Here is a 21,304-nt window from a genome sequence, read left to right on the forward strand (position 1 = left end):
AAAAGTGGTTATATTAAAATTTCTAATTAATAATAAAAAAGTCGCAGCTAAACTGCGACTTAAAGGACTACTATTTACTTTTTCTCTCCATTTACTCCGATTACTTGTTGATTAATTTCTAAATCTGTTCCTGACATTTCAATAGCTTTATTTACAATACTTAGAAGTCCTGAACAACAAGGTACTTCCATAATTGCTACAGTGACGCTTTTTATATCATTAACAGTAAATATTTGTGCTAACTTTTCAATATAAGCATCAGCTTCATCTAGTTTAGGACAACCAATAGCAACTGATTTACCTTTTAATAATTTTCTGTGAAACTCAGGATAGGCAACAGGTACACAATCAGCAGCCACTAACAGATCACTATCCTCAAAATAAGGTGCATGTGGTGAAACTAAATGTAGCTGTACAGGCCATTGTTCTAGCTCTGAACTCGCTTCTTTACTATTATCTTCCTTAGTGTCTATTTTTTTATTAATTTGCATTATTCTACTTCCAGGACATCCTCCACCAACTGGTGCTTGTTGTTCTTTTTTAGCCTTCTCTTTTCTTAGCTCTTCAAGTCGTTCTTTAACAGCTTCTTCATCAAAATTTTCTGCTTCACGCTCAATAATTTGAATTGCATCTTGTGGGCACTCACCAAGACAATCTCCTAATCCGTCACATAATTTATCTTCTACTAAACGAGCTTTTCCATCAATAATTTCAATAGCACCTTCTTCACATGCGGGTACACATAAACCACAACCGTCGCACTTTTCTTCATCTATTTGAACAATTTTTCTTTTGACCATCCGAATTACCTCCTCTGTTGTTAATTGTTAGCTACATTTTAACAGTAGATGTTTAGTGGATCTGTGATACGTATCATACTCAGAATAATTTTTAATGATTTTTTGTAGGTAGAGGTAATTCCTTCGTTGTATTGTCATCTAAATTATACTTTTCTACATCACGAATAGGTGTTTCATAAACAAATTTATCACCATTAGGTCCCCAAGATGCATTATTTATACCAGGTACATCTTTTTTAGAAAAATCATTTAAATCAACTAGAGTAGTAATCGGACCACCTTTATCCTCTACTGTAATTAACAGATGTTCTCCTGTAGGCGATAAATTTAAACTTGGCTCAAACCCTTGAAAATCAAAACTTTGCACTCTATCTCCGTTAGTATTATAAATCTCAATAGTACTTCCTACATTTGAATCAAGTGCTACAATAAACATATCTTTTTCTCTAGGAGTTATATAACCAACTTCTAGGTCTAACACCTGATTATTAAAACCCTTAATTTGGTTACTAGTACCATCTTCTAAATTTAATTCCTTTATCTGCCTTTGATTTTCTTCATATATAATTCCTTTATCACTATCTAATAACTCAAACATAACCTGTCCTTCACTATGGTATAAAGAATCTATTGACTTGTCATCTACATTATATTTTTCAATTTCAGAGTCAGTTAAACCACTAGGTTTAAAGTAAAGAGAATCATCTTCTAGATAACCTTTTATCCATTCTGCTCCAAGAACATCTATCGAATTAAAATCAGTATCTAAAATTTCTAACTCCCCTATTTCTTGTGGTAAAATTAGATACTCACCGGTGAAATCTAAATAAGAAGCAAGGTTAACCCAAAATTCAGTTTCTATTACTTCATTTTCATCCGTTTCTAGGTCATGATAAAAGATTTCCCAATGTTTTTCTCTCTCATCTTTTTCATAATAGTCTTCTCTTAGACCAGTATAAAGAACTTTTTTATCAGAAATAAAGAGTGGTTTTTCTCTTCTTACAAGCTCAATATCACTTACAGATTGTGTTTTTTCTTCATTTGAAGATTCATCAATAGGTTCATCCACTTCCTCTTCACCATTTTCATCTCCACAACCAGTTAACATTATTAGGGTAGTTACTAAAAGTATTAACAGCACAATATTTTTAGACTTATCTTGTAACAACTTATGCATCTTAAAACACCTCCAGATTAGTTTATTTTCGCTAGGTTATTAAATTTCTTAGCCAGTGTGTCTCCTTTATGTAAAACCTAAACAAATAGTATAATTTTACCTACACTATCTGTTTCTATGGTAATATATTCTATAAAATAGTTTGTTTTTCCTGTTATTATAGGTATTAACTTTCAACAGTATATTTTTCTTCAGAAACTATCTCCTTTTCTTTCCATTTACGTGCAGTTAATACACCTTGTAATAATTGTGTAAGAGCCATACCTATCCAGATACCTGATGATTGTAGACCAATAATAAAAGCAAAAAAGTAAGCAAACGGAATTCTAAGTATAACCCATGTTGAAATATAGAAAGGTGCCATAGTGTCACCTGCACCCTGTAGAGCATTTGCTAAAATAAGTCCCATAGCATGTATTGGTTCAACAATTGCTAATATCCGTACAAAATTACTACCAATCCTAATAACCTCTGGTTCACCATCAAATAAGTTAATTAACTATTAAGTTAGTTGCAAAATCAATCTAGGTCGGTGTTTTAGTATCCCCTGTACCTTGAAAAATAGAGCGTAAGGTAAAATTGCCCAAGAAAAATATTAAACCTGCAAAAAAGATTGTTAGGTACTTAGACCCTAAAAGTAATAGATCACCTTCTGCTCCTAATAAATGCATAATTCCTTCAGAAAATAACAGGCCTATTAATGTATTAGCAGAAGCAAAAATCACAAAAAAATACAATGCCTGTCCGGTAGCATTTATCGCTCCCTTTATGTCTTTATCTCCATAGTATCTTGCAATAGTCGCTGTTGAACCTATCCCAACAGCCATAATAGATATCCCAATAATTTGAATGGCCTGTCGTGCCATCCCGACAGCGCCAACTGCATCTGAACCTAAATGTCCAACCATCATCATATCAACAGCACCAACTAAGATCATCATGGTTGACTGTATCATAACGGGCCATGCCAAAAAAGTTACAGCTTTGTATAAATTACCATTTAAGATTAATTCTCTTCTTTGTTCACCGGACAGTTGTTTAAACATACATGTCTCTCCTTTTCAAATTATATTACTAATTAACATATTATTTAGTAATATAATTTGAAATGCTTATGTAGGTTTTTTCGTGAAGCGAAATTAAAATCCTTTTTGATAAAAAAATGGGACCTGTCTTAGGTCCCAAATTTAGTGAGTATGTTTTTGTAACTTGTTTTCAAATACTGTAGCCTCTTCTAATACCCAATGTGAAAAACTGCTTTCTGCTGTACCATTACGACTCATATAGCTAGATAGTCCACCTTGACCACGGTTATAAGCAGTTAATGCTTTGTGAATATCACCATCATATGTGTCAATTAAATATCTTAATAGTTTAGTTCCAAGCTTAACATTAAAGAATGGGTCATATAATCGTTCTTGATAATACTCGAAATTATAGTTATTAGATAGTGCTTCTGCAGTATGTGGCATAAGCTGCATTAGCCCTATAGCTCCTGCTCCACTAACGTTTTGTGGATCAAAATGACTTTCTACTTTTATTAAGCCTAGTAATAGTGCTAAGTCTAACTCTAAACCTTTTGCTTGATCAAGTATTTTTTCAGATACTTCTTTAGGTAATGGTGTAATTTCAGAAATCATTTTAGCTTCTGGTTCTAATTGTTCAAATGGTGTTTCAAAAATATGAAAGTTAGTATCATCCTCTATAACTTCATCTTCAGTATCTTTTCTATTAGAGAACTGTTTTCTTACCCTGCTGACTGTTTGGGTCTCATCATGCTCTGTGAGAGTTTCTTGTTCTACTTGTTGTTTTAAATAGCTTCTAATCCGATATAAATCTAATTGTCCTTCAAAGCTTTCTGTTCTATCTTCACTACTAAATAAAGATACAGTTTCATCTTCAAGTAAGAGTAAGTAAGCCATGATTAAAATTAATCCAATGACAAACAGTAAATAAAGCTTATCTGCGCCCCCAATGGTATGCATAGCTCTCCCTCCTTTTTCCTTTTTATGCACCTCTACAATTTATATGAAAGTTTTTCAGTTTAAATGTCATCTTTTTTTTTGGGATCATTTTTTATTTCATCAATTGTCATAAACCTTGATTCTTTATCATCTAGTACACATTTCATACAGTTTATACACTCAACTTCTTTATCTAAATCACATAATTTACACTCACCACAACTATTACAGGAACTTTCAAAATCAAGAACACATTTTTGAGTCATCATTCTCCTCCTTTCAACTCGGAATATTATAACATAATATCCTAAGATTACAATAGTTAAAAATAAGCTCTAATCTTATCTATAGAAAATATTTCAATGGTACTAATTGTTAAATTTAACAGAATTGATTATAATTATACATATACGTGCATATTTTTTAAAAGATAGTGTAAAGCTATAAAATTAAGTTGGAAGGAGAGCTTTCTATGAATCACACTAAAGTACTATTATCACTTTTTATCTCAATTATTTTAGGTTTTTTAATAATAATGCCATCTAATACCGTTGCTATGGACAAAACTATCAAGCAAACACAAATCGTAGTTGATGATACACTAGTTCCAATACCAGGAAGAATAATTAATGGTAGAACAATGGTACCACTTAGGGGGGTTTTTGAAGAAGTTGGAGCTAATGTAAGTTGGGATAGTGAAACAGAACTAATTACTATCCATAAAGAATGGGATTTAATTAAGCTTACCCCTGGTAGTAATATAGCTGAAAAAAATTACGATGATCATGAACTAGAAAACCCACCTAAGATTTCAAGGGGTACCACTTGGCTTCCCTTAAGAGACCTTATGGAACTTTTTGAATTAGATGTAGACTGGGTAAGTGAATACAACCTTGTACGAATAACTACAGGTGATGAAGAAAAATCTATTGATAAAATTGGAGAAAGTTTAGAACCACTCCCAGAAACATCTAATGACCAAATAGTTTATTTAACATTTGATGACGGACCTAGCAATTTAACACCACAAGTTTTAGATTTATTAGATCAGTATGATGCCGAGGCAACTTTTTTTGTTATTGGTAGGGCAGCTAAAAATAACCCACACATCTTACAAAGAATCCATAATGAAGGACACAGAATAGGAAACCATAGTTATACCCATGATTATGACAAAGTTTACGACTCACCTGAATCTTTTGAAGAAGAACTTATTAAAACTGAAGAAATAATAAAAGATATTATTGGAAAAGAAACAACAATCTTTCGTCCACCTGGTGGATCTTATCCGCATTTAACAGATGAAATGCGTGAGGTTCTAAATGAACATGGTTATAAAGTGTATAACTGGAGTGTATCATCTGGTGATACAGCTATACCTACACCAAAACCACAAACCATTAAACATAATGTATTAGAAGGTGTTAATACAAGACAGGACCCAATAGTTCTCTTACATGATTCACCAGGTAGTCACAATACAATAAAAGCACTACCGAAAGTTTTACATGAATTAAGTTTTGACGGATATAACTTTAAAGCAATTCCATAAACTGTTATCAATACAGGGCTGTTTTAAAATAGCCCTGTTATCTTTTTTCATTAATAAGTTTTGTCGCTTTATGTTCTTCATCCTTTTTAACCTGAACAACAGCTGATACGATTTGAGATGTTTGCATCCTACTAATAGGTTGATTTCTAGTCTTTAACCTACATTTAACACCACTATCTCTTAATATTTTATATATCTCTTGAACCTCTCCTATATTACTTTGAGCACCTGCGTATACATCTACCCAATTTTTTTTGTCATAAATATAATGTACGATAATTGCACTAGCTCCAATTAGTATCAATAGAATTTGATAAATACTAAACATACCATCCCTCCCTTTAATACACTAATATCCCTGTAATCTTTACTTTGATTACTCTTATGAGTTTTAAAAGTCCTATTTCAAAAAAGGTGTGAAAAAATTAGTGTATGAACATGCTAGGGTAACTACCACTTAACTAAACGTTAAATTTCATATGTTTTATCTCAGTTTGATAGTTTAGATGATATCAAACTTTTATTAAGCTTGTCCATTTCTAGTTTTAATAGACCTTTTTTAGCTTTTTCCAAGCCCAAATAATCAACAAAGTAAACAATAAACCAGATGGGATTATTACTATAAAGTCACCACCTCTTACACCCGCTCCTAAAGTCATAATGAAAAGAAGTGAAGGTAAAGATCCTAAAATAGAACCAGTTATATAAGAAATAAACGGGATATTACAAACTCCACTAGTATAACTAAGTATATCTACAGGAACTAATGGAAATAACCGAATACTAGCTATAAGTGGCCATCCACCTGACTGAATTTTAGTCAATATATCTTTACTTTTCGGGTATTTTTTAACTAACCATTCACGTCCTGAATAGTTACCTAAAAAATATGCTAAAGTCATACCTAATATTAAACCAGTTAAATTTAAGATTAATCCTGTAAAAAAATCAAAGTATAATGAAGCTAATAATACTAACAAAGACGTAGGAAGAAAAGTTAATGGTCGAATAGTGTGCATAGTTAAAAATATAATTGGTGCATACCTTTGCCATTTAACTAATATAGGTCGCAAACTTTGTGGGCTAATGCCTTCAGTTGCCATAAAAAAATAAGCACAAATAGCTCCAATAAACGGTAGTAGTACTAGATATCTTTTATTCATAATAACACCACCATTAAACCAAATTGTTTTCTAATTATACAGTTATTACTCCATCTGATAATCGGTTAATAATTTTTTTAATTTTAACTGTCCATTTTCTACAACTTCTTGTTTTACCAAACCAATTTCAGGCACATAAACTCTTGTTTCTTCAATCTCATTTTTTTCTCCCTGTATATTAATATTCATCGTACTCGTTATTTCAATACCCTCATATCTACCAATTGGTAAATCAATAGTTGTAAGCCCAGATTGAGTAAATTCTCCTTTTCCACTATACCCCAACTCTTCACCGGATATTGGCAGTAATTCACCTTGCCACTCCCATTCATGTGTTCTATCAATGGGAAACTTAATTAAATATTGAGCTGGTACTCGTTGATATTCTCCCAAAGGGTTTTCAATTGCATCCCAAATTAATCCATCATCTTGATAGGTATATTGTTCTAAGGTTTCATGACTTCCATAATCAAATTGAAGATGATAAGTACTTTGATCTAAAGCTTTAGTTACTGTAACTATTACTTCATCTTCAGCTCCTTCTCCTTCAACTTGATATCTCCAACTAGCCCCTTCTTCTAATGGCCAAATTTCTCTAGAATCAGAAATATCTGCTCCTCCCGTGTTTATCCAAGCAAAAAACCAAATAATAACTCCAATAAATAAACATATCATTATAAACATAAATATTTTTTCAGCTCTACTCATAAGTACTAGCCTTCTCATAAACAAACTAATTAACCCCCTTTATATAGACATCTTTTTTAAAAAAATGGTTCACCTAAATCGTTCTTTCTTTTATAATAGTAGAAGGGAGGTGAAAATAATGAAACAAATAATTAATTTATTTAAATTCGTACAAGGAGTTCTCTTTGAAACTGATGTCGGTCCCTTTATAATTGCACTATCTTTAATTTACTTAAGTATCAAAATAAAAGATGCAAGAACTAAAAAACGACTTCAACGCCTCCAAACTTACGCTACAATCAAAGGACAACAAATAATTCGTGGTTCAGGAATTAGTTTTAAATTAAAGTCAAATAATGGCTGGAAAACAGGTGTTTTTTTAGGTGCTAATGAAAAAGGGTTATTAATCATCAAAACAAATAATAATTCTAAAATGATGGTAGATCCAAATTACATCAGTGATGTCAGAATTTTTGATTTAAAATAGTCGCTCCTCTATCCCCTGAGGAGCTTTTGTTGTAGTTTTATTTATATGAATTGTACGGAGGAGATACCATGTTACAGAAAATAAATTGGGTTATTTTTTTAGTGGCCTTTGGAGGAGTATTATCATTAACAGTTACTGTAGCTAGGTATTTTCAAGGGACTAATCTAGGACTTTCATTAATTACCACCGGATTACTACTTCCTTTTTCTTTACTAAACTATTTTATAGATTATAACTATATGATAAGTCTCCTTCGTAGTCATGTTAAAGTTACAAGCCAAAAAACTCTTTTAAGAGAAATATCTATATTAATTATTTATTTAGGTGTTTTAGTTACACTAGGATATGGATTCATTAATAATTTTTCATTTATTTTATTTTGGTTAGTTGTGATAGTACCTGGAAGCAGTTTTTTTGTAACCAAAATTCTTAGAAATTATATGTAATATGCTGTAAGAACCTTGTTTTTTCTTGGAAAAGTTAATACAATAGTGGGTGAGAATTATTGTTCGTTATTTAAATAACATAAAGGAGGCGTGATGATGAAGATTTTAGTGATTAACTGTGGTAGTTCTTCTCTTAAGTATCAAGCTTTTAACATGGAAAATGAGGATGTTTTAGCAAAAGGTGTTGTTGAGCGTATCGGTATTGAAGGCTCTAAACTAAAGCATGAACCTCACAATGGTGACGAAACAGAAATCGAAAAAGATGTTAGTGATCACAAAGAAGCATTTAAATTAGTTGTTGATGCTCTAACTAATGAACAACATGGAGTTCTATCTTCACTTGAAGAAATTGATGCAGTAGGACATAGAGTTGTACACGGGGGAGAAGAGTTCTCTGAATCTGTTGTTATTAATGATGAGGTTATGAGTGCTTTAGATCGTTGTATTAGTCTAGCTCCGCTACATAACCCTCCAAATATCTACGGAATTGAAGCTGCTAAGGAAAATGTGCCTGGTGTAACACAAGTAGCTGTATTTGATACTGCATTCCATCAGTCTATGCCTAAAAAATCATATTTATATGGTCTACCTTATGAATATTATGAAAAGCATAGTATTAGAAGATATGGATTCCATGGCACTTCCCACAAATATGTTGCTAATCGAGCAGCTGAAATGTTAGGAAAACCATTAAATGAACTTAAGCTAATTACTTGTCACTTAGGTAATGGTGCTAGTGTTGCAGCTATTGATAAAGGTGAATCAGTTGACACTAGTATGGGACTTACTCCTCTAGAAGGACTTGTAATGGGAACACGTTCTGGTAGCTTAGATCCAGCTATTATTAAATATTTAATGGATAAAGAAGATTTAACTATTGAAGAAGTGGATACCATCTTAAATAAAAAATCTGGTGTATTAGGATTATCTGAGGTTAGTAACGACTTCCGTGACATTGAAAAAGCAACTGAAGATGGTAATGAAAAAGCTAAAACTGCTTTAGATGTTTTCTATTATAATGTAAGAAAATATGTCGGTTCATATCTAGCTACTTTAAATGGTGCCGATGCTGTCATCTTTACAGCAGGCCTAGGTGAAAATTCACCAGGTGTTAGAGAAGCTGTTACAGAAGATATGTCATATGCAGGAATTGAACTTGATAAAGAAAAGAATCAGGTTAGAGGTAAAGAAACTGATGTAAGTAAAGATAATGCTTCATGTAAAGTACTAGTTATTCCAACTAATGAAGAACTGATGATTGCACGAGAAACTAAAGCACTTGCTAAATAGATTAGAAAAAAGTGCCCTCCAATTTAGAGGGCACTTTTTACATTTATAATCTTCTATATCCTTCTATTAGTTCTTTAAAGAATTTTTCTCGATCAATTTCTAAAGCTACATTTACAGGGCGTTTTTCCTTTCTTGACTCATCAACAACTTCTTCTTGACCTTTAGAACATACTGTTCTTCCAAAGGTATGGGTTCCTGTTAATTCAACACGAACATCCATCTCTTTTGTTGTAAAAATACTTGGATCTATAGCGTATGCAACAGCACAAGCGTCATGAAGAGCAATATTCTTATCTTTATCAAATTTCTTTCTATAGAAATCCAAAAACTTTAAGGCTAAACTACTAGCTTTGTTATCTATTTCTTGTAACTGCTCTATATGTTCTTTAGACGGGGAAGATTTCTTTGTTACATCTAAACCAATCATTGTTATCGGAACATTACTTTCAAACACTATATGAGCTGCATGGGGGTCAGCAAAAATATTATACTCAGCAGAAGCTGTCCTGTTACCAAATCCTACTGAACCACCCATCACTATCACTTCTTTTAAGTTATCCTTAATTTCAGGAAAAAGTCTCATAGCAAGTCCAAGGTTTGTCATTGGTCCAACAGTTATAATAGTTACTTCACCAGGGTGTTTTAGTACATATTCTGCCATACATACGGCAGCTTTAGTATCTTCTATCTGTTTCTTAGGTTTATCTAGTTCTACATCACCTAATCCTGAATCTCCATGGATAAACTCACCAGTAGTAAGATCTCGTACAAGTGGATGACTAGCTCCACTATGTACTGATATGCCTTCTTTTTTAATAGATTCAACTAATTTAAGAGCATTTTCTGTTGTTTTTTCTATTGAAACATTTCCAAAAACGGTTGTAATAGCTAATGGTTCTAATTTATCTGATCTACCTAGCATAAAAAATAGAGCAATGGCATCATCTAAACCCGGATCTGTATCAAATATCACTTTCACCAGTAAGTCACTCCTTTAATTTTAATGTTGAGGTTCTCTAATTTCAGTATCTTTTTTAACTGGTTTTTTACGTCCCTTAAAGGTTTTTAACCTATCTTTTGCTCGTTTATAAACTGTGTCATTTTCAGTATCTTGATCTCTAATACCCGCTTTTTTATTGAATAAGAGCTCTATCCCCTCTTCTATATGAGAGATAGAATAGATATGGAAATCTCCTCGTTCACATGCTTCGATCACTTCATCAGATAAGTTAAGATTAGGTTCATTTTGCTTTGGAATCATAACTCCTTGGGTTTTTGTAAAGCCAGCTAACTTACAAGTAGTAAAAAATCCTTCGATTTTTTCAGTTACTCCTCCTACTGGTTGAATCTCACCTTTTTGATTAACAGATCCAGTTACTGCTATGTCTTGTCTTATCGAAATATCTGTTAAACTTGATAAGATAGCATAAACTTCTGTACTAGATGCACTATCACCATCTATACCGCCATAGGTTTGTTCACAGCATAGCGTCGCTGATAATCCTAGTTTTTCATTTTTAGAAAAGATTCCATTAATTAAACCAGATAAAATTAATACGCCTTTATCATGTATCTTTCCACTAAGCTTTGCTTCTCTTTCAATATTGATTATCCCTTTTTCACCAGGAAAAGTATTAGCAGTAATTCTAAATGGTTTACCAAACATATGATCTCCTAAATTATAGACAGCTAGACCATTTATCTGACCTGTAGCCTTACCTTCAGTTGTAACCATGATATTACCATTATCTATTTGTTCTTGAATCTTCTCTTCTGGTCTATTAACTCTATAGTCTTTTTCACTAATTGCTTTATTTAGATGCTCTCTAGATACATACTCATCACCTTCAATTGATGCCCAAGCATCCGCTTCAGACATTATCTCTACAAGGTTATTAAATTTAGTTGATAACTTCTTTTGATGTCCTGCAAGTCGAGAACTATATTCTACTAATCTTGAAATTCCACAAGATGTAAAGTTCTTAAGCTCTTCTTTTTCACATTCTGCTGTTACAAACTCACCCATTTTTTGTACATTTTCTGTTGTTCGCTTCATAGTTGAATCAAAATCAGCTTTAATTTTAAATAACTTAGGAAATTCTTCATCATATCTATATAACATATGATATAACCGCTCATTACCAACTATAATAACTTTTACATCTAGTGGTATTTCATCTGGTCGTAAAGAGGACATTGCTACCATTCCAATATGTGCTCCTAAATTTTCTATTCGAAGCTCACCATTATTAAGAACCCTTTTTAATACTTCATAGGCCATAGGTGTTTTTAAGACATCAATTGCCTGTAAAATTAAATAACCACCATTTGCTTTATGAAGTGCACCAGGTTTAATCATAGTATAATCAGTCACTGCTGTTCCCATTCTATTAGTGTATTCCATACTACCTAATAGATTGTAATATGTAGGATTTGTTTCAACTACAACAGGAGCACCTTCTTTTTGTGAATTATCTACTAATAAATTTACCTTGTACTTTTCCGTAACATCTTCTTTAGAACCACCCATTAACATTGGTAAAGAACTTCCATCACCATCATCATCTTTACTAATAAAATCTTCAGCATTTTCTATGATATTTTCTTTTACTTCTTTTAAATAATCAATCACTTTTTCATTTTCACTATATCTTTCAAACAAAGGATCCATTAAAGGTGCTATACTTTCCTCTGCATTCTTATTTTTTAATTCATCTAGCTTATCCTTTAACTGTTTTTCTAAATCCCTTAATTCACTCATAAGGTTCATCACATTCACATGTAGTTTAGAGGATTGTTCCTCTAACTCACGTTTAGTATCAGTATCTAAATCATCAAGTTCATCCTGTTTTAGCTCTTTTCCATCTATTACTGGAACAGAGATAATTCCTGATGAAGTATTTTTAAACCTAAATTGATACTCCTCGGCTACTTCATTCATTTGATCTATCAGCTCTCGCCTTTTAGTCTGATATTCTCTAAAGATCTGAGCCTTTTGTTCTTCATATGCTTGAGTTTTAAAAGCCTTGGTAATTTCATCTTTTAATTCTTGTACTAGGTTATCCATACCATCTACTAATTTACGACCTTCTCCAACAGGCAGTTTTAAAGCCCTTGGTGATTCAGGTTCAGAAAAGTTATAGACATAACACCAATCAGAAGGCGGGTCCATAGTACGAGCAACTGACTCTGTCATTTTTTTTGCATAGTTAGTCTTACCAGTTCCAGTAGGACCAGCCATGTATATGTTATATCCCTGTTTTTGTACCTTTAAACCAAATTCCATTGCTTTAACCGCACGATCTTGACCGATAATTCCATCTAAAGGTTTCATATCATTAGTTGATTTAGGCTCAAATATTGATTCATCACAATAAGCTCTAAGTTTTTCCTTTGTTAGAGGAGTGATTTTTTCAGTCATTAAAACTCGACTCCTTTCTAAATCTCTATAGTATTTACTCACTATATCTTCTTTTTTATAATCAGTAAATCCTGTTTATTTCCTTGAAATAATCCAATTAAGTTACAATGAAACATGAAAAACATATTAAACTTAATCGTTATTAGTTTTATTACAGGACTTATCAGTGTCTATGAAAAAGCCCAATTATCATTAGATATAGGAAATGAAACACTCCGTTCTCAAGAAAGGGCCTAACATATAAAACTGCCCAACAAACCGTAGAAATTATTCAACAAAAAGTGAATTATGCTGCTAATTACAAGTCAAGTACAGATAATGTACTTGACCTGTAGGAAAAGAATATCATAAACTAGCACAGCGAAAATTGTTTTTACTGAATTTTCTTGACATTTAAAATAAGTTGAATTAAAATAAAGTTATAAGATGGTCTGACCATCTTATTAATTGTCATGGAGAAGGATGCACGCAGTAAATGTTATGGTAGAGTAAAAATACAAAAAGTAATTGCCAAGACAACCCCAATTAATATATCCTTTTAGGTGACCATAACTTAAGATTCTCTATGTAAAGGTGATTTAATGTAAGTTGTGGAATGTTTGTCTGATCTACATCAATTAACTTCATCATCTTTATTTAATACAAGCTCTGTAACTACCTTACGAATTTCCTCGATTTGTTCATCTGTATCATTTTCCGCTACTAAAGCAACGCTATTCACCTCACCTTCAGTATAAACTCTAGTATCTCAGTTGTGAATCTTTTTTCCAAGGAAAACAGTATTGAAAGTGGTTTTAAATTACTGTCTTAGTTATTTAGTTTATAACCATAGCCACTCATAACTAGGATACCATGTTTAGTATCGGCCCAATCAATCCCACCAAAATACATCTTAATACCTCCTTTAGGTGATTGATTTTAGTAGTAATGGTAAGCCTTCTAGCATCAGTGCTCGAGGCACAACTTCACTATAGTCCGTAACTGCTAATTATGGTACCCGGAAAAGATGTTTTTTAAAAGCAGTCACACTCACTTGGAAGTTTTGATCTTTCCCCTAATGGCCTCCTTCACTTTATATTACGTGATCTAAGAGGGGTTTTCCTTTCCTTCTATAAATAACCATAACAGACAAGGTGGAAAGTATTTGCTCATTAATAAATTATATTATATTCGAAAATATGTTGTTCACTATCCAACATTTTGGTCTTGAAACTTTGAAAACTAAAATAAAAATATTGACAATACAGCATGAAGGTTACTTGATAATTAAATTGGTCAGACCCCTGAAAAATAACAATTAAAGAGGAGGAATAAAATGGCCATAGTAAGAATTCCTTACTCAAAATCCTTTGTAAAGGCAGAGATTCCGGATAAGAATTTCCAAAAGGAATTAGTTTCTAAAGCACATAACTATGAAACCAGTGGTTCTGAAAAGGAGCTGGTCAACCAAGCGCTAGACACACCGATAGGTACGAAAACTCTAGAAGAGATGGTTAAGGACAAAAACAACATGGTAATTATAACTAGTGACCATACACGACCAGTACCAAGTAAAATTACCCTTCCTATTTTGTTAAAGAGAATAAGAAAAGCAAATTCCGATATCGATATTACTATTTTGATAGCAACAGGTTATCATCGAGGCACTACAAAGGAAGAGATGATTGATAAGTTTGGCAAGGAAATTGTGGAAAATGAAAGGATAGTAAATCATATTAGCTGGAATAACGAAGATCTTCATTTTGTAGGAACACTTCCATCAGGTGGTGACTTATGGTTAACAGGTTAGTTGTGGAAACAGAACTTTTAATTTCAGAAGGATTTATAGAGCCACATTTTTTTGCTGGATTTTCTGTCGGAAGAAAGAGTGTATTACCAGGAGTAGCTGGAAAGAAGACTGTGTTAGCTAACCATTGCTCTAAATTTATAGCAGATCCCAACGCACGAACAGGAAAGCTTGTAAATAACCCTATCCATAAAGATATGGTATTTGCATCACAACAAGCGAAATTATCTTTTATACTAAACGTAGTTATCGATGAAAACGAACAGATTATAAACGCTTTTGCAGGTCATCCCCAAACTGCCCATGAAACGGGTTGTGAGTTTGTTACTAATTTGGCAGTTGTAGAAAAGACTCCGGCTGACATTGTAGTAACCTCTAATGGAGGCTATCCTCTAGACCAAAATATCTATCAAACTGTAAAAGGTCTAACTGCAGCAGAAGCAACTTGTAGAAAGGATGGAGTTATAATAATATTATCTGCTTGCAATGATGGCCATGGTGGCGAATCATTTTACAAACATATGGCAGAGGCAAAACATCCAAAAGAAGTAACTGAGAAAGTTCTTAAGATACCCAGTGACCAAACTTTACCTGACCAATGGGAATTTCAAATTTTAGCAAGGATTTTGGAAAAATTCGAAGTTTTTATTGTCACAGATCAGTGTGATAAAGAAATGATGAGAATATGCATATAAATCACGCATTTACATTTAGAACAGCTTTCGAAAAAGCTTTAGAATTAAAAGGCAAAGATGCTAGCGTAACCGTAATACCAGACGGAGTTTCCGTCATTGTAAAATAGATATACTATATTAACTTCTAGGCGAGGAGAAATGATGAAATCTTTTGTTTGTGTAAAACATACCTGATACCGACTCTGTTGAGGTAGATGAAAAGGCTCGCTAATCAGAGATGGCGAGATTCAAAAATAAATCCTTATGACCTTTATGTTCTTGAAACTGCTTTAACGTTAAAACAACAACTGGCCATATTACTATTAAAAGAAGCGCATGGAATATTAAAAAATGCAAAAAATAATTAAAGTATTATAAGGCTGATCACTTTACTTTGTGGTCAGTCTTTTTTTAAATTTAGAAGGATTTGACAAGCAATTAACGAATATTTTTAAGAGAATAACAAATTTAGGAGGGAAGTATTATGATAAAAACAAACAGAGATAACCTGGTTAAATTAGGTGTCCAGGGTAACATAGCACCTCCAAAAACAGGACCTTACAGAATTAATAATGAAGGATGGGCTGACACTCTTCCGGGTGTAGGTGGTATTACTTATAACGTAAATGTAGGTAGTCCTGCAATCGGCTGGGTAGCAGACCACGTCGAGCCTGGTGTTAGTATCAAATTAAAAGAAGAACAAGACAATAGTGGACTTCAAACCTTTGCTTGTGTAGGAAATGAAGCTGTTGTCATTAGTGGAGCAGCTAAAGGAAGAAAAGGAGTAGTTACCGGAAAGCATGGTGGAATTGAGCATGTACTTGTTCACTTTGATGAAGATACTTTAGACAAATTAGCTATTGATGACAAAATTACTATCAAAAGTTATGGAACGGGGTTAAGACTAACTGATCATCCAGATGTAATTGTTAAAAACCTTGACCCTGATCTATTTGAAAAACTACCTATTAAAGAAACATCTGAAGGAATTGAAGTACCAGTTAAAACTACTATTCCACCTTACCTTATGGGTTCAGGTATTGGTGCTCCAACCACTCATAGAGGGGATTATGATATCATGACCCAAGATAAAGAGGCTTTTGAAAAACATAATCTAAAAGACCTTAAATTAGGTGATTTAGTTCTTTTAGAAGACTGTGATAATGAATATGGTAGAGGTTATTTAAAAGGTGCTAGATCAGTTGGTGTAGTAATTCACAGTGACTGTGTTGTTACAGGACACGGCCCTGGTGTAACAACTTTATTTACTAGTAAAAAACCAATTATTACTGGAAAACAAGACGATAATGCAAACTTAGTTGAATATCTAGAATTAGATAAATTAGAACAAGAAAATAAAGAGAAGAAAGACTAAATAAAATACCTGCCTTTACAGGCAGGTATTTTATACTTCAAGGGCTCTTATCCTATACTCAAGTAATGAGTTTCGTTCATTTATTTTATTATTCGATATAGAAATACCTAATGCTTTTTTAGTACCAACTAATACAACTAAAGATTTAGCTCTAGTAATAGCTGTATAAAGTAAATTTCTTTGAAGCATTATATAATGCTGTGTCGTAACAGGTATTACTACAACAGGATATTCACTTCCCTGACTTTTATGAACACTAATAGCATATGCATGAACTAATGCATCAAGTTCTCGTCCTTCATAGCTAACCCCTTTAGAATGACCAAAATCTACCCGAACACTTCCTTCTTCAGAATCAATAGCTACGATTACTCCTGTATCACCATTAAAAATATCCTTTTCATAGTCATTCTTTATTTGCATTACTTTATCACCAAGTCTAAAAGATCTTCCTCCAAAGGTAAGTTCTGGTTTATCTTTTTTAGTTGGGTTTAATACATTATGAAGTGAATGATTCAAATTTTCTACTCCAGTTACAGTCTTTCTCATAGGTGCTAGTACTTGTATATCATCTCTTGGGTTATAATCATTGTATTTAGGAAGTCTTTTTGCACAAAGTGAAATAATTGTTTTGACAACTTCTTCTGGGTCCTCACGAGGCAAAAAGAAAAAGTCTTTTCCCTTTTTATTCAAAATAGGAAATTCACCTTGATTAATTCTATGAGCATTAACAACAACCATACTTTCTTTAGCTTGTCTAAAAACAGTTCGTAACCTAACAACAGGTATACGCTTTGATGCAATTATATCATTTAATACATTACCAGCCCCAACAGATGGTAACTGATCAATATCACCAACTAATATCAATCGAGTCCCAGGAGCTACTGCTTTTAATAGATTATTCATAAGTAATGTATCTATCATTGATGCTTCATCAACTATTAATAAATCACATTGTAATGGTCTATCTTGATTTCTTTGAAAACCACTGCCTTCACCTTTACTATGAGAAAATTCTAAAAGCCTATGAATAGTTTTTGCTTCACTTTGAGTGGCTTCACTCATACGCTTTGCAGCTCTTCCTGTAGGAGCTGATAACATTACTTTATGACCTGCTCGTTCAAATATATCTACTAGACAGTTTATTACAGTGGTTTTACCTGTACCAGGGCCGCCTGTAACTATCATTAAACCAGTCTTTGGTACTCTTTTTAAAACTTCTTGTTGTTCAGGTGACAGGGTAAGGTCCTGTCTATTATGATAATTTTCTACTTCTTTATCGAGTTTAGTAACTAGTTCTTGGTTGATTCCTTCTTTAATTTTTTTTAATCTATTAGCAACTCCTTGTTCAGCGAAAAAGAATGGTGAAGAATATATTAATTGCCCAAGTTCTGGAATATCTTCAACTACTATTTCTTTTTCATCCACTAACTCTTGTAAGATTTTTTTTATGTCTTGTGGTATAACCTCTAACTCTTTCATTTCTTTTATAAGTTGTTCTCGTTCAAGATAAGTGTTTCCATCTTGAGTTCCTTCTTCTAAAAGATAGATCACAGCTGCTTTAGTTCTCTCTTTTGACTCCTTAGAAACTCCCATCTTTTGTGCTATCTGATCAGCTGTTTTAAAACCAATACCAAATACATCTCTAGCAAGAGAGTAAGGATTTTCTGAAACCTTTTGGATAGTTTGTTCACCAAATTTTCGATATATCTTTAAAGCATACCCAGGACTAACTCCAAATCCTTGTAAAAATACCATGATATCTTTTATCTGTTGATGTTCTATATAGCCTGAATAAATTTGTTTCGCTTTCTCTTCACCTATACCAGAAATTTCTTTTAAGCGCTCTGGCTCTTTTTCTATAATATCTAGTACTTCTTTTCCAAAATGTTTAACAAGACTATCTGCTGTTTTAGGTCCTATTCCTTTTATAAAACCAGAGCTAAGAAACTTTACAAGTCCATCTACAGTCACAGGTAGTTTTATCTCGTAACTATCAACTTGAAACTGACGTCCGAACTTTTTATGTGTAGTATACTCTCCTTGTAAAGATACACGTTCACCAGGAGTTAAATGTGGCATATTTCCTACAATTGTTAGCTCTTGTTTACTATCATCAGTTACTAGCTTTGCCACTGTAAAGAAATTTTCCGAATTATGATAAGTGATCCGTTTAATCACACCCTCTACCTGAGTCATTATTATCCACCCCTTTGGGGAAATCAACTATATTATCGTAACTGGTAGTTTTAATAAATTTTGAAAAACGGTTTTTACCTCTTTCTTTTGATCCTAAATAAAGTGCTTGATCAGCTTTTCTTATAATATCTATTGCATTATCTCCGTCTTTTGGGTACTCTCCTACTCCAATGCTTACTGTGAGTTTAACTCTTGGCGTTTTTTGATCACCAGGAAACGGATAGTTTGCTATAGCGCTTCTAATTCGTTCTGCAACTTTTTCTGCCTCAACACCCCTAGTTCCACACAGAATAATTGTAAACTCTTCCCCACCATATCTAGCTGCAATATCATTTTCTCTAATATTTTCTTTTAATAGGTTTGCAACTTGTGCTAATACTTTATCACCAGCCGGATGACCGAATCTATCATTATACTGTTTAAAGTCATCAATATCTATCATCAAGATAGTGAGTGGCTGTTCTGGATGCTTTTTCATTTTATCATCTAATTGGCTATAAAATGATCTATAATTATATAGGTTGGTCTTTTCATCAGTAATAGCTTGATTTTCAATTTGTTGATGATGTAGTGCATTAGAAAGAGCAGAAGCTGCTTGGGCACTAAATATATCTATTAATTGTGATAATTCTTCTCTTTCTAAAGTATCACTAATACCATCTCTTGATAGTGAAATAGCACCTATAACTTGATTATAAAATGTTAATGGAACAGCTATAGCTGAAGGTTGTTCTTGGTATACACCTTCTATTAAACTATCTTCTTGCCATTCTTGACTAAAAATATTTTCAACTAAAATAGGAGACTTAGATTGTACTGCTTTTCCTACAATTCCCTCTCCTTCATTTAAAAAGTGATTCTTCTCAGGGGAACTTCCATCTATTAATGTTAGTTCTAACCTTTCATTTTGATACATCCAAATAGCACAACGTTTAGTTTCAAATAAGGTTTCACATGACTCTGTTATTGATTTTAATACATCATCAAGCTCCATACTCTCAATTAAATTAATAGACGTTTTCTGTAGTGAATGAAGCTCCTTATGAAAAAGTTCTAACTTTTTATAAAGTCTAAAAATATAACTATTTACTGCTAAAGTTATAACCATAATAATTATCCCTAAAATATCAATATGAGAATATAGAAAAACCATCAATAAACCTATTGGAAGACTAACTACATAAGTCAGTAGGTCCCATCCGAAATTATACAATACATCAGTTAATGTGTAATCAGCTTTTTTAATAACTCCACAAATATACCAAGTAGCTATAATATGGTTAACTAAAATGCTTACTAAAATATATGCTATAACTGGAACTAACTCAAGAAGTACTAAACTTCCTGTACTACCTCCAAAAGCTATATATGTGGACCCCGCAATATAAGCCATTGTACCAAACATAGCACCATTGAAGATTGCTCTAGTTATTTCAAAATTAGCAAAGATTAATTTGTAAAAGGTAATACTTAATATTGAAATCCACATGGCAGGGTAAAATCCTATAATCATAAGAGCGGCAAAGACTAGTGCAAAATTTAATGATAAGGTTACTTTTTTGTTGGGAATATAAATATGTTCTATTAAAACTGCTAACAGTAAAAATACTATAAACTCAGTAGTTAAAAATAAACTACTATCAGCATGTAAAATAGTTACAGATAATAAAAAGAAAAAAACACAGGTGGAAAACAAAAGTTCAATCCGTTGTTGCTTAATCTTACCCACCTCCAAATTTCAAAAAAACAAACGTAATACATTATTAAATAAATTATATATTAAACTATAAAACCCTTCATTATTTTACATTTTTTTATATTTCCTCTATCTTATTACATTCAGTCTATCTCCTTTTTGTATATCAAATTGACTTAGTTTACCTCCTGTTAACTCTATCACCTTAGACGCATTTTTGACTTTAGGAGAAAGTGAAAAAGGCTTTAATTCATTTACTATTTCTATTATTCTATTATCGTTATCTATGAATATCAGATCTAGTTTAAAAAATACAAACATTGTATGAACTTGAGAGCATTGATCAATAACCAAAGCCTCATAGGAAGAAAGATGAGTCTTTCCCATGAGGCCAATTAATCTTTTGATAAAGGTATCGAAAGTTATGACATGCTTTGCTAATATAATATTTTTGTTCTCTACTATTAGCATGAAGCGACTCTCCTTTATATTTATTATACCAACACAAATCTCATTCAACAAGGTAGTAATAGTTATTGTTAATATGTTTAGTGGCCGGTCTTTAATCTCCCCGTCGTATACTG

Annotated in this window: 20 protein-coding genes and 1 pseudogene; 7 read left to right on the forward strand and 14 right to left on the reverse strand. The window is 32.5% G+C overall.

Features of this window, described 5'->3' with window-relative positions; translation table 11 throughout:
* Window positions 1-74: 74 nt before the first annotated feature.
* The 6 genes from CDO51_RS00335 to CDO51_RS00360 all read right to left on the reverse strand — a co-directional run bounded on the left by CDO51_RS00335 (window position 75) and on the right by CDO51_RS00360 (window position 4,207).
* Entirely contained in the window at window positions 75-800 is a 726-nt protein-coding gene (locus tag CDO51_RS00335) for a 4Fe-4S binding protein (RefSeq protein WP_089022313.1), read from the reverse strand.
* A 91-nt stretch (window positions 801-891) separates the two neighbouring features.
* Window positions 892-1,977: a hypothetical protein gene (locus CDO51_RS00340; RefSeq protein ID WP_089022314.1), complete on the reverse strand. Its 1,086-nt coding sequence runs from the start codon at window positions 1,975-1,977 to the stop codon at window positions 892-894.
* Window positions 1,978-2,143: 166 nt separating this feature from the next.
* Window positions 2,144-2,473 carry an MATE family efflux transporter gene (locus tag CDO51_RS00345; protein ID WP_089022315.1) on the reverse strand — a complete coding sequence of 110 codons (330 nt, stop codon included), beginning with the start codon at window positions 2,471-2,473 and terminating at the stop codon, window positions 2,144-2,146.
* A gap of 28 nt (window positions 2,474-2,501) precedes the next feature.
* Window positions 2,502-3,023: an MATE family efflux transporter gene (locus CDO51_RS00350; RefSeq protein ID WP_089022316.1), complete on the reverse strand. Its 522-nt coding sequence runs from the start codon at window positions 3,021-3,023 to the stop codon at window positions 2,502-2,504.
* A 141-nt stretch (window positions 3,024-3,164) separates the two neighbouring features.
* Window positions 3,165-3,962, reverse strand: coding sequence for a lytic transglycosylase domain-containing protein (locus CDO51_RS00355; RefSeq protein WP_089022317.1), 798 nt, complete (start codon window positions 3,960-3,962; stop codon window positions 3,165-3,167).
* Window positions 3,963-4,021: 59 nt separating this feature from the next.
* The gene (locus CDO51_RS00360) at window positions 4,022-4,207 is read right to left on the reverse strand and encodes a hypothetical protein (protein WP_089022318.1); all 186 of its coding nucleotides are present in this window, start codon (window positions 4,205-4,207) and stop codon (window positions 4,022-4,024) included.
* 206 nt (window positions 4,208-4,413) lie between these two features.
* Between CDO51_RS00360 and CDO51_RS00365 the strand changes: the two genes are divergently transcribed.
* Window positions 4,414-5,493, forward strand: coding sequence for a polysaccharide deacetylase family protein (locus tag CDO51_RS00365; protein WP_089022319.1), 1,080 nt, complete (start codon window positions 4,414-4,416; stop codon window positions 5,491-5,493).
* A 37-nt stretch (window positions 5,494-5,530) separates the two neighbouring features.
* On the opposite strand, the gene CDO51_RS00370 is transcribed toward CDO51_RS00365, so the two are convergent.
* The 3 genes from CDO51_RS00370 to CDO51_RS00380 all read right to left on the reverse strand — a co-directional run bounded on the left by CDO51_RS00370 (window position 5,531) and on the right by CDO51_RS00380 (window position 7,382).
* Window positions 5,531-5,821 (reverse strand): hypothetical protein, encoded by a 291-nt coding sequence (locus CDO51_RS00370; protein WP_089022320.1) that lies wholly within the window; start codon window positions 5,819-5,821, stop codon window positions 5,531-5,533.
* 217 nt (window positions 5,822-6,038) lie between these two features.
* A complete protein-coding gene (locus CDO51_RS00375; RefSeq protein WP_089022321.1) occupies window positions 6,039-6,656 on the reverse strand; it encodes a TVP38/TMEM64 family protein in 618 nt (205 codons plus the stop codon).
* A 45-nt stretch (window positions 6,657-6,701) separates the two neighbouring features.
* A complete protein-coding gene (locus CDO51_RS00380; RefSeq protein ID WP_143824644.1) occupies window positions 6,702-7,382 on the reverse strand; it encodes a hypothetical protein in 681 nt (226 codons plus the stop codon).
* 100 nt (window positions 7,383-7,482) lie between these two features.
* On the opposite strand from CDO51_RS00380, the gene CDO51_RS00385 reads away from it, so the two are divergent.
* The 3 genes from CDO51_RS00385 (at window position 7,483) to CDO51_RS00395 (ending at window position 9,566) form a co-directional block, all read left to right on the forward strand.
* Complete coding sequence (locus tag CDO51_RS00385) at window positions 7,483-7,830, forward strand: hypothetical protein (RefSeq protein WP_089022323.1); 348 nt, start codon at window positions 7,483-7,485, stop codon at window positions 7,828-7,830.
* A 68-nt stretch (window positions 7,831-7,898) separates the two neighbouring features.
* On the forward strand, window positions 7,899-8,276 hold the full coding sequence (locus tag CDO51_RS00390) for a hypothetical protein (RefSeq protein ID WP_089022324.1): 378 nt from the start codon (window positions 7,899-7,901) through the stop codon (window positions 8,274-8,276).
* 96 nt (window positions 8,277-8,372) lie between these two features.
* Window positions 8,373-9,566 (forward strand): acetate/propionate family kinase, encoded by a 1,194-nt coding sequence (locus tag CDO51_RS00395; protein ID WP_089022325.1) that lies wholly within the window; start codon window positions 8,373-8,375, stop codon window positions 9,564-9,566.
* A 43-nt stretch (window positions 9,567-9,609) separates the two neighbouring features.
* Here CDO51_RS00395 and CDO51_RS00400 read toward each other — a convergent pair whose 3' ends face one another.
* Both CDO51_RS00400 and CDO51_RS00405 read right to left on the reverse strand, forming a co-directional pair.
* Window positions 9,610-10,545: a nucleoside hydrolase gene (locus tag CDO51_RS00400; RefSeq protein ID WP_158212248.1), complete on the reverse strand. Its 936-nt coding sequence runs from the start codon at window positions 10,543-10,545 to the stop codon at window positions 9,610-9,612.
* 21 nt (window positions 10,546-10,566) lie between these two features.
* Window positions 10,567-13,029: a Lon protease family protein gene (locus tag CDO51_RS00405; RefSeq protein ID WP_240503442.1), complete on the reverse strand. Its 2,463-nt coding sequence runs from the start codon at window positions 13,027-13,029 to the stop codon at window positions 10,567-10,569.
* A gap of 1,273 nt (window positions 13,030-14,302) precedes the next feature.
* Here CDO51_RS00405 and larA point away from each other — a divergent pair.
* From larA to CDO51_RS00415, 3 genes and pseudogenes are all read left to right on the forward strand, one after another.
* Window positions 14,303-15,575, forward strand: a pseudogene (gene larA, locus CDO51_RS15160) (nickel-dependent lactate racemase).
* A gap of 87 nt (window positions 15,576-15,662) precedes the next feature.
* A complete protein-coding gene (locus CDO51_RS13635; protein ID WP_158212249.1) occupies window positions 15,663-15,815 on the forward strand; it encodes a hypothetical protein in 153 nt (50 codons plus the stop codon).
* A 116-nt stretch (window positions 15,816-15,931) separates the two neighbouring features.
* The gene (locus CDO51_RS00415; protein WP_089022328.1) at window positions 15,932-16,822 is read left to right on the forward strand and encodes a DUF4438 domain-containing protein; all 891 of its coding nucleotides are present in this window, start codon (window positions 15,932-15,934) and stop codon (window positions 16,820-16,822) included.
* Between the two features lie 30 nt (window positions 16,823-16,852).
* Here the strand turns inward: CDO51_RS00415 and recD2 are convergent, their stop codons facing one another.
* The 3 genes from recD2 to CDO51_RS00430 form a co-directional block, all read right to left on the reverse strand.
* Window positions 16,853-19,024: an SF1B family DNA helicase RecD2 gene (recD2, locus tag CDO51_RS00420; protein WP_240503443.1), complete on the reverse strand. Its 2,172-nt coding sequence runs from the start codon at window positions 19,022-19,024 to the stop codon at window positions 16,853-16,855.
* Window positions 18,999-20,753 carry a diguanylate cyclase gene (locus tag CDO51_RS00425; protein ID WP_143824645.1) on the reverse strand — a complete coding sequence of 585 codons (1,755 nt, stop codon included), beginning with the start codon at window positions 20,751-20,753 and terminating at the stop codon, window positions 18,999-19,001. Before CDO51_RS00425 ends, recD2 begins: the two co-directional genes overlap by 26 nt.
* A 96-nt stretch (window positions 20,754-20,849) precedes the next feature.
* Window positions 20,850-21,191 carry a DUF192 domain-containing protein gene (locus CDO51_RS00430; RefSeq protein ID WP_089022330.1) on the reverse strand — a complete coding sequence of 114 codons (342 nt, stop codon included), beginning with the start codon at window positions 21,189-21,191 and terminating at the stop codon, window positions 20,850-20,852.
* Window positions 21,192-21,304: the final 113 nt, after the last annotated feature.

This window comes from Natranaerobius trueperi, from assembly GCF_002216005.1.
Classification (GTDB): Bacteria; Bacillota; Natranaerobiia; order Natranaerobiales; family Natranaerobiaceae; genus Natranaerobius_A; species Natranaerobius_A trueperi.

Bases quoted from the DNA above. Each gene is read 5' to 3' on its own strand.
- CDO51_RS00360 (WP_089022318.1), bottom strand. From the start codon at position 4,207: ATGACTCAAAAATGTGTTCTTGATTTTGAAAGTTCCTGTAATAGTTGT.
- CDO51_RS00375 (WP_089022321.1), bottom strand. From the start codon at position 6,656: ATGAATAAAAGATATCTAGTACTACTACCGTTTATTGGAGCTATTTGT.
- CDO51_RS00390 (WP_089022324.1), top strand. From the start codon at position 7,899: ATGTTACAGAAAATAAATTGGGTTATTTTTTTAGTGGCCTTTGGAGGA.
- CDO51_RS00365 (WP_089022319.1), top strand. From the start codon at position 4,414: ATGAATCACACTAAAGTACTATTATCACTTTTTATCTCAATTATTTTA.
- CDO51_RS13635 (WP_158212249.1), top strand. From the start codon at position 15,663: ATGAAAAGGCTCGCTAATCAGAGATGGCGAGATTCAAAAATAAATCCT.
- CDO51_RS00385 (WP_089022323.1), top strand. From the start codon at position 7,483: ATGAAACAAATAATTAATTTATTTAAATTCGTACAAGGAGTTCTCTTT.
- CDO51_RS00370 (WP_089022320.1), bottom strand. From the start codon at position 5,821: ATGTTTAGTATTTATCAAATTCTATTGATACTAATTGGAGCTAGTGCA.
- CDO51_RS00380 (WP_143824644.1), bottom strand. From the start codon at position 7,382: ATGAGAAGGCTAGTACTTATGAGTAGAGCTGAAAAAATATTTATGTTT.
- CDO51_RS00430 (WP_089022330.1), bottom strand. From the start codon at position 21,191: ATGCTAATAGTAGAGAACAAAAATATTATATTAGCAAAGCATGTCATA.
- CDO51_RS00395 (WP_089022325.1), top strand. From the start codon at position 8,373: ATGAAGATTTTAGTGATTAACTGTGGTAGTTCTTCTCTTAAGTATCAA.
- CDO51_RS00415 (WP_089022328.1), top strand. From the start codon at position 15,932: ATGATAAAAACAAACAGAGATAACCTGGTTAAATTAGGTGTCCAGGGT.
- CDO51_RS00350 (WP_089022316.1), bottom strand. From the start codon at position 3,023: ATGTTTAAACAACTGTCCGGTGAACAAAGAAGAGAATTAATCTTAAAT.
- CDO51_RS00340 (WP_089022314.1), bottom strand. From the start codon at position 1,977: ATGCATAAGTTGTTACAAGATAAGTCTAAAAATATTGTGCTGTTAATA.
- recD2 (WP_240503443.1), bottom strand. From the start codon at position 19,024: ATGACTCAGGTAGAGGGTGTGATTAAACGGATCACTTATCATAATTCG.
- CDO51_RS00355 (WP_089022317.1), bottom strand. From the start codon at position 3,962: ATGCATACCATTGGGGGCGCAGATAAGCTTTATTTACTGTTTGTCATT.
- CDO51_RS00335 (WP_089022313.1), bottom strand. From the start codon at position 800: ATGGTCAAAAGAAAAATTGTTCAAATAGATGAAGAAAAGTGCGACGGT.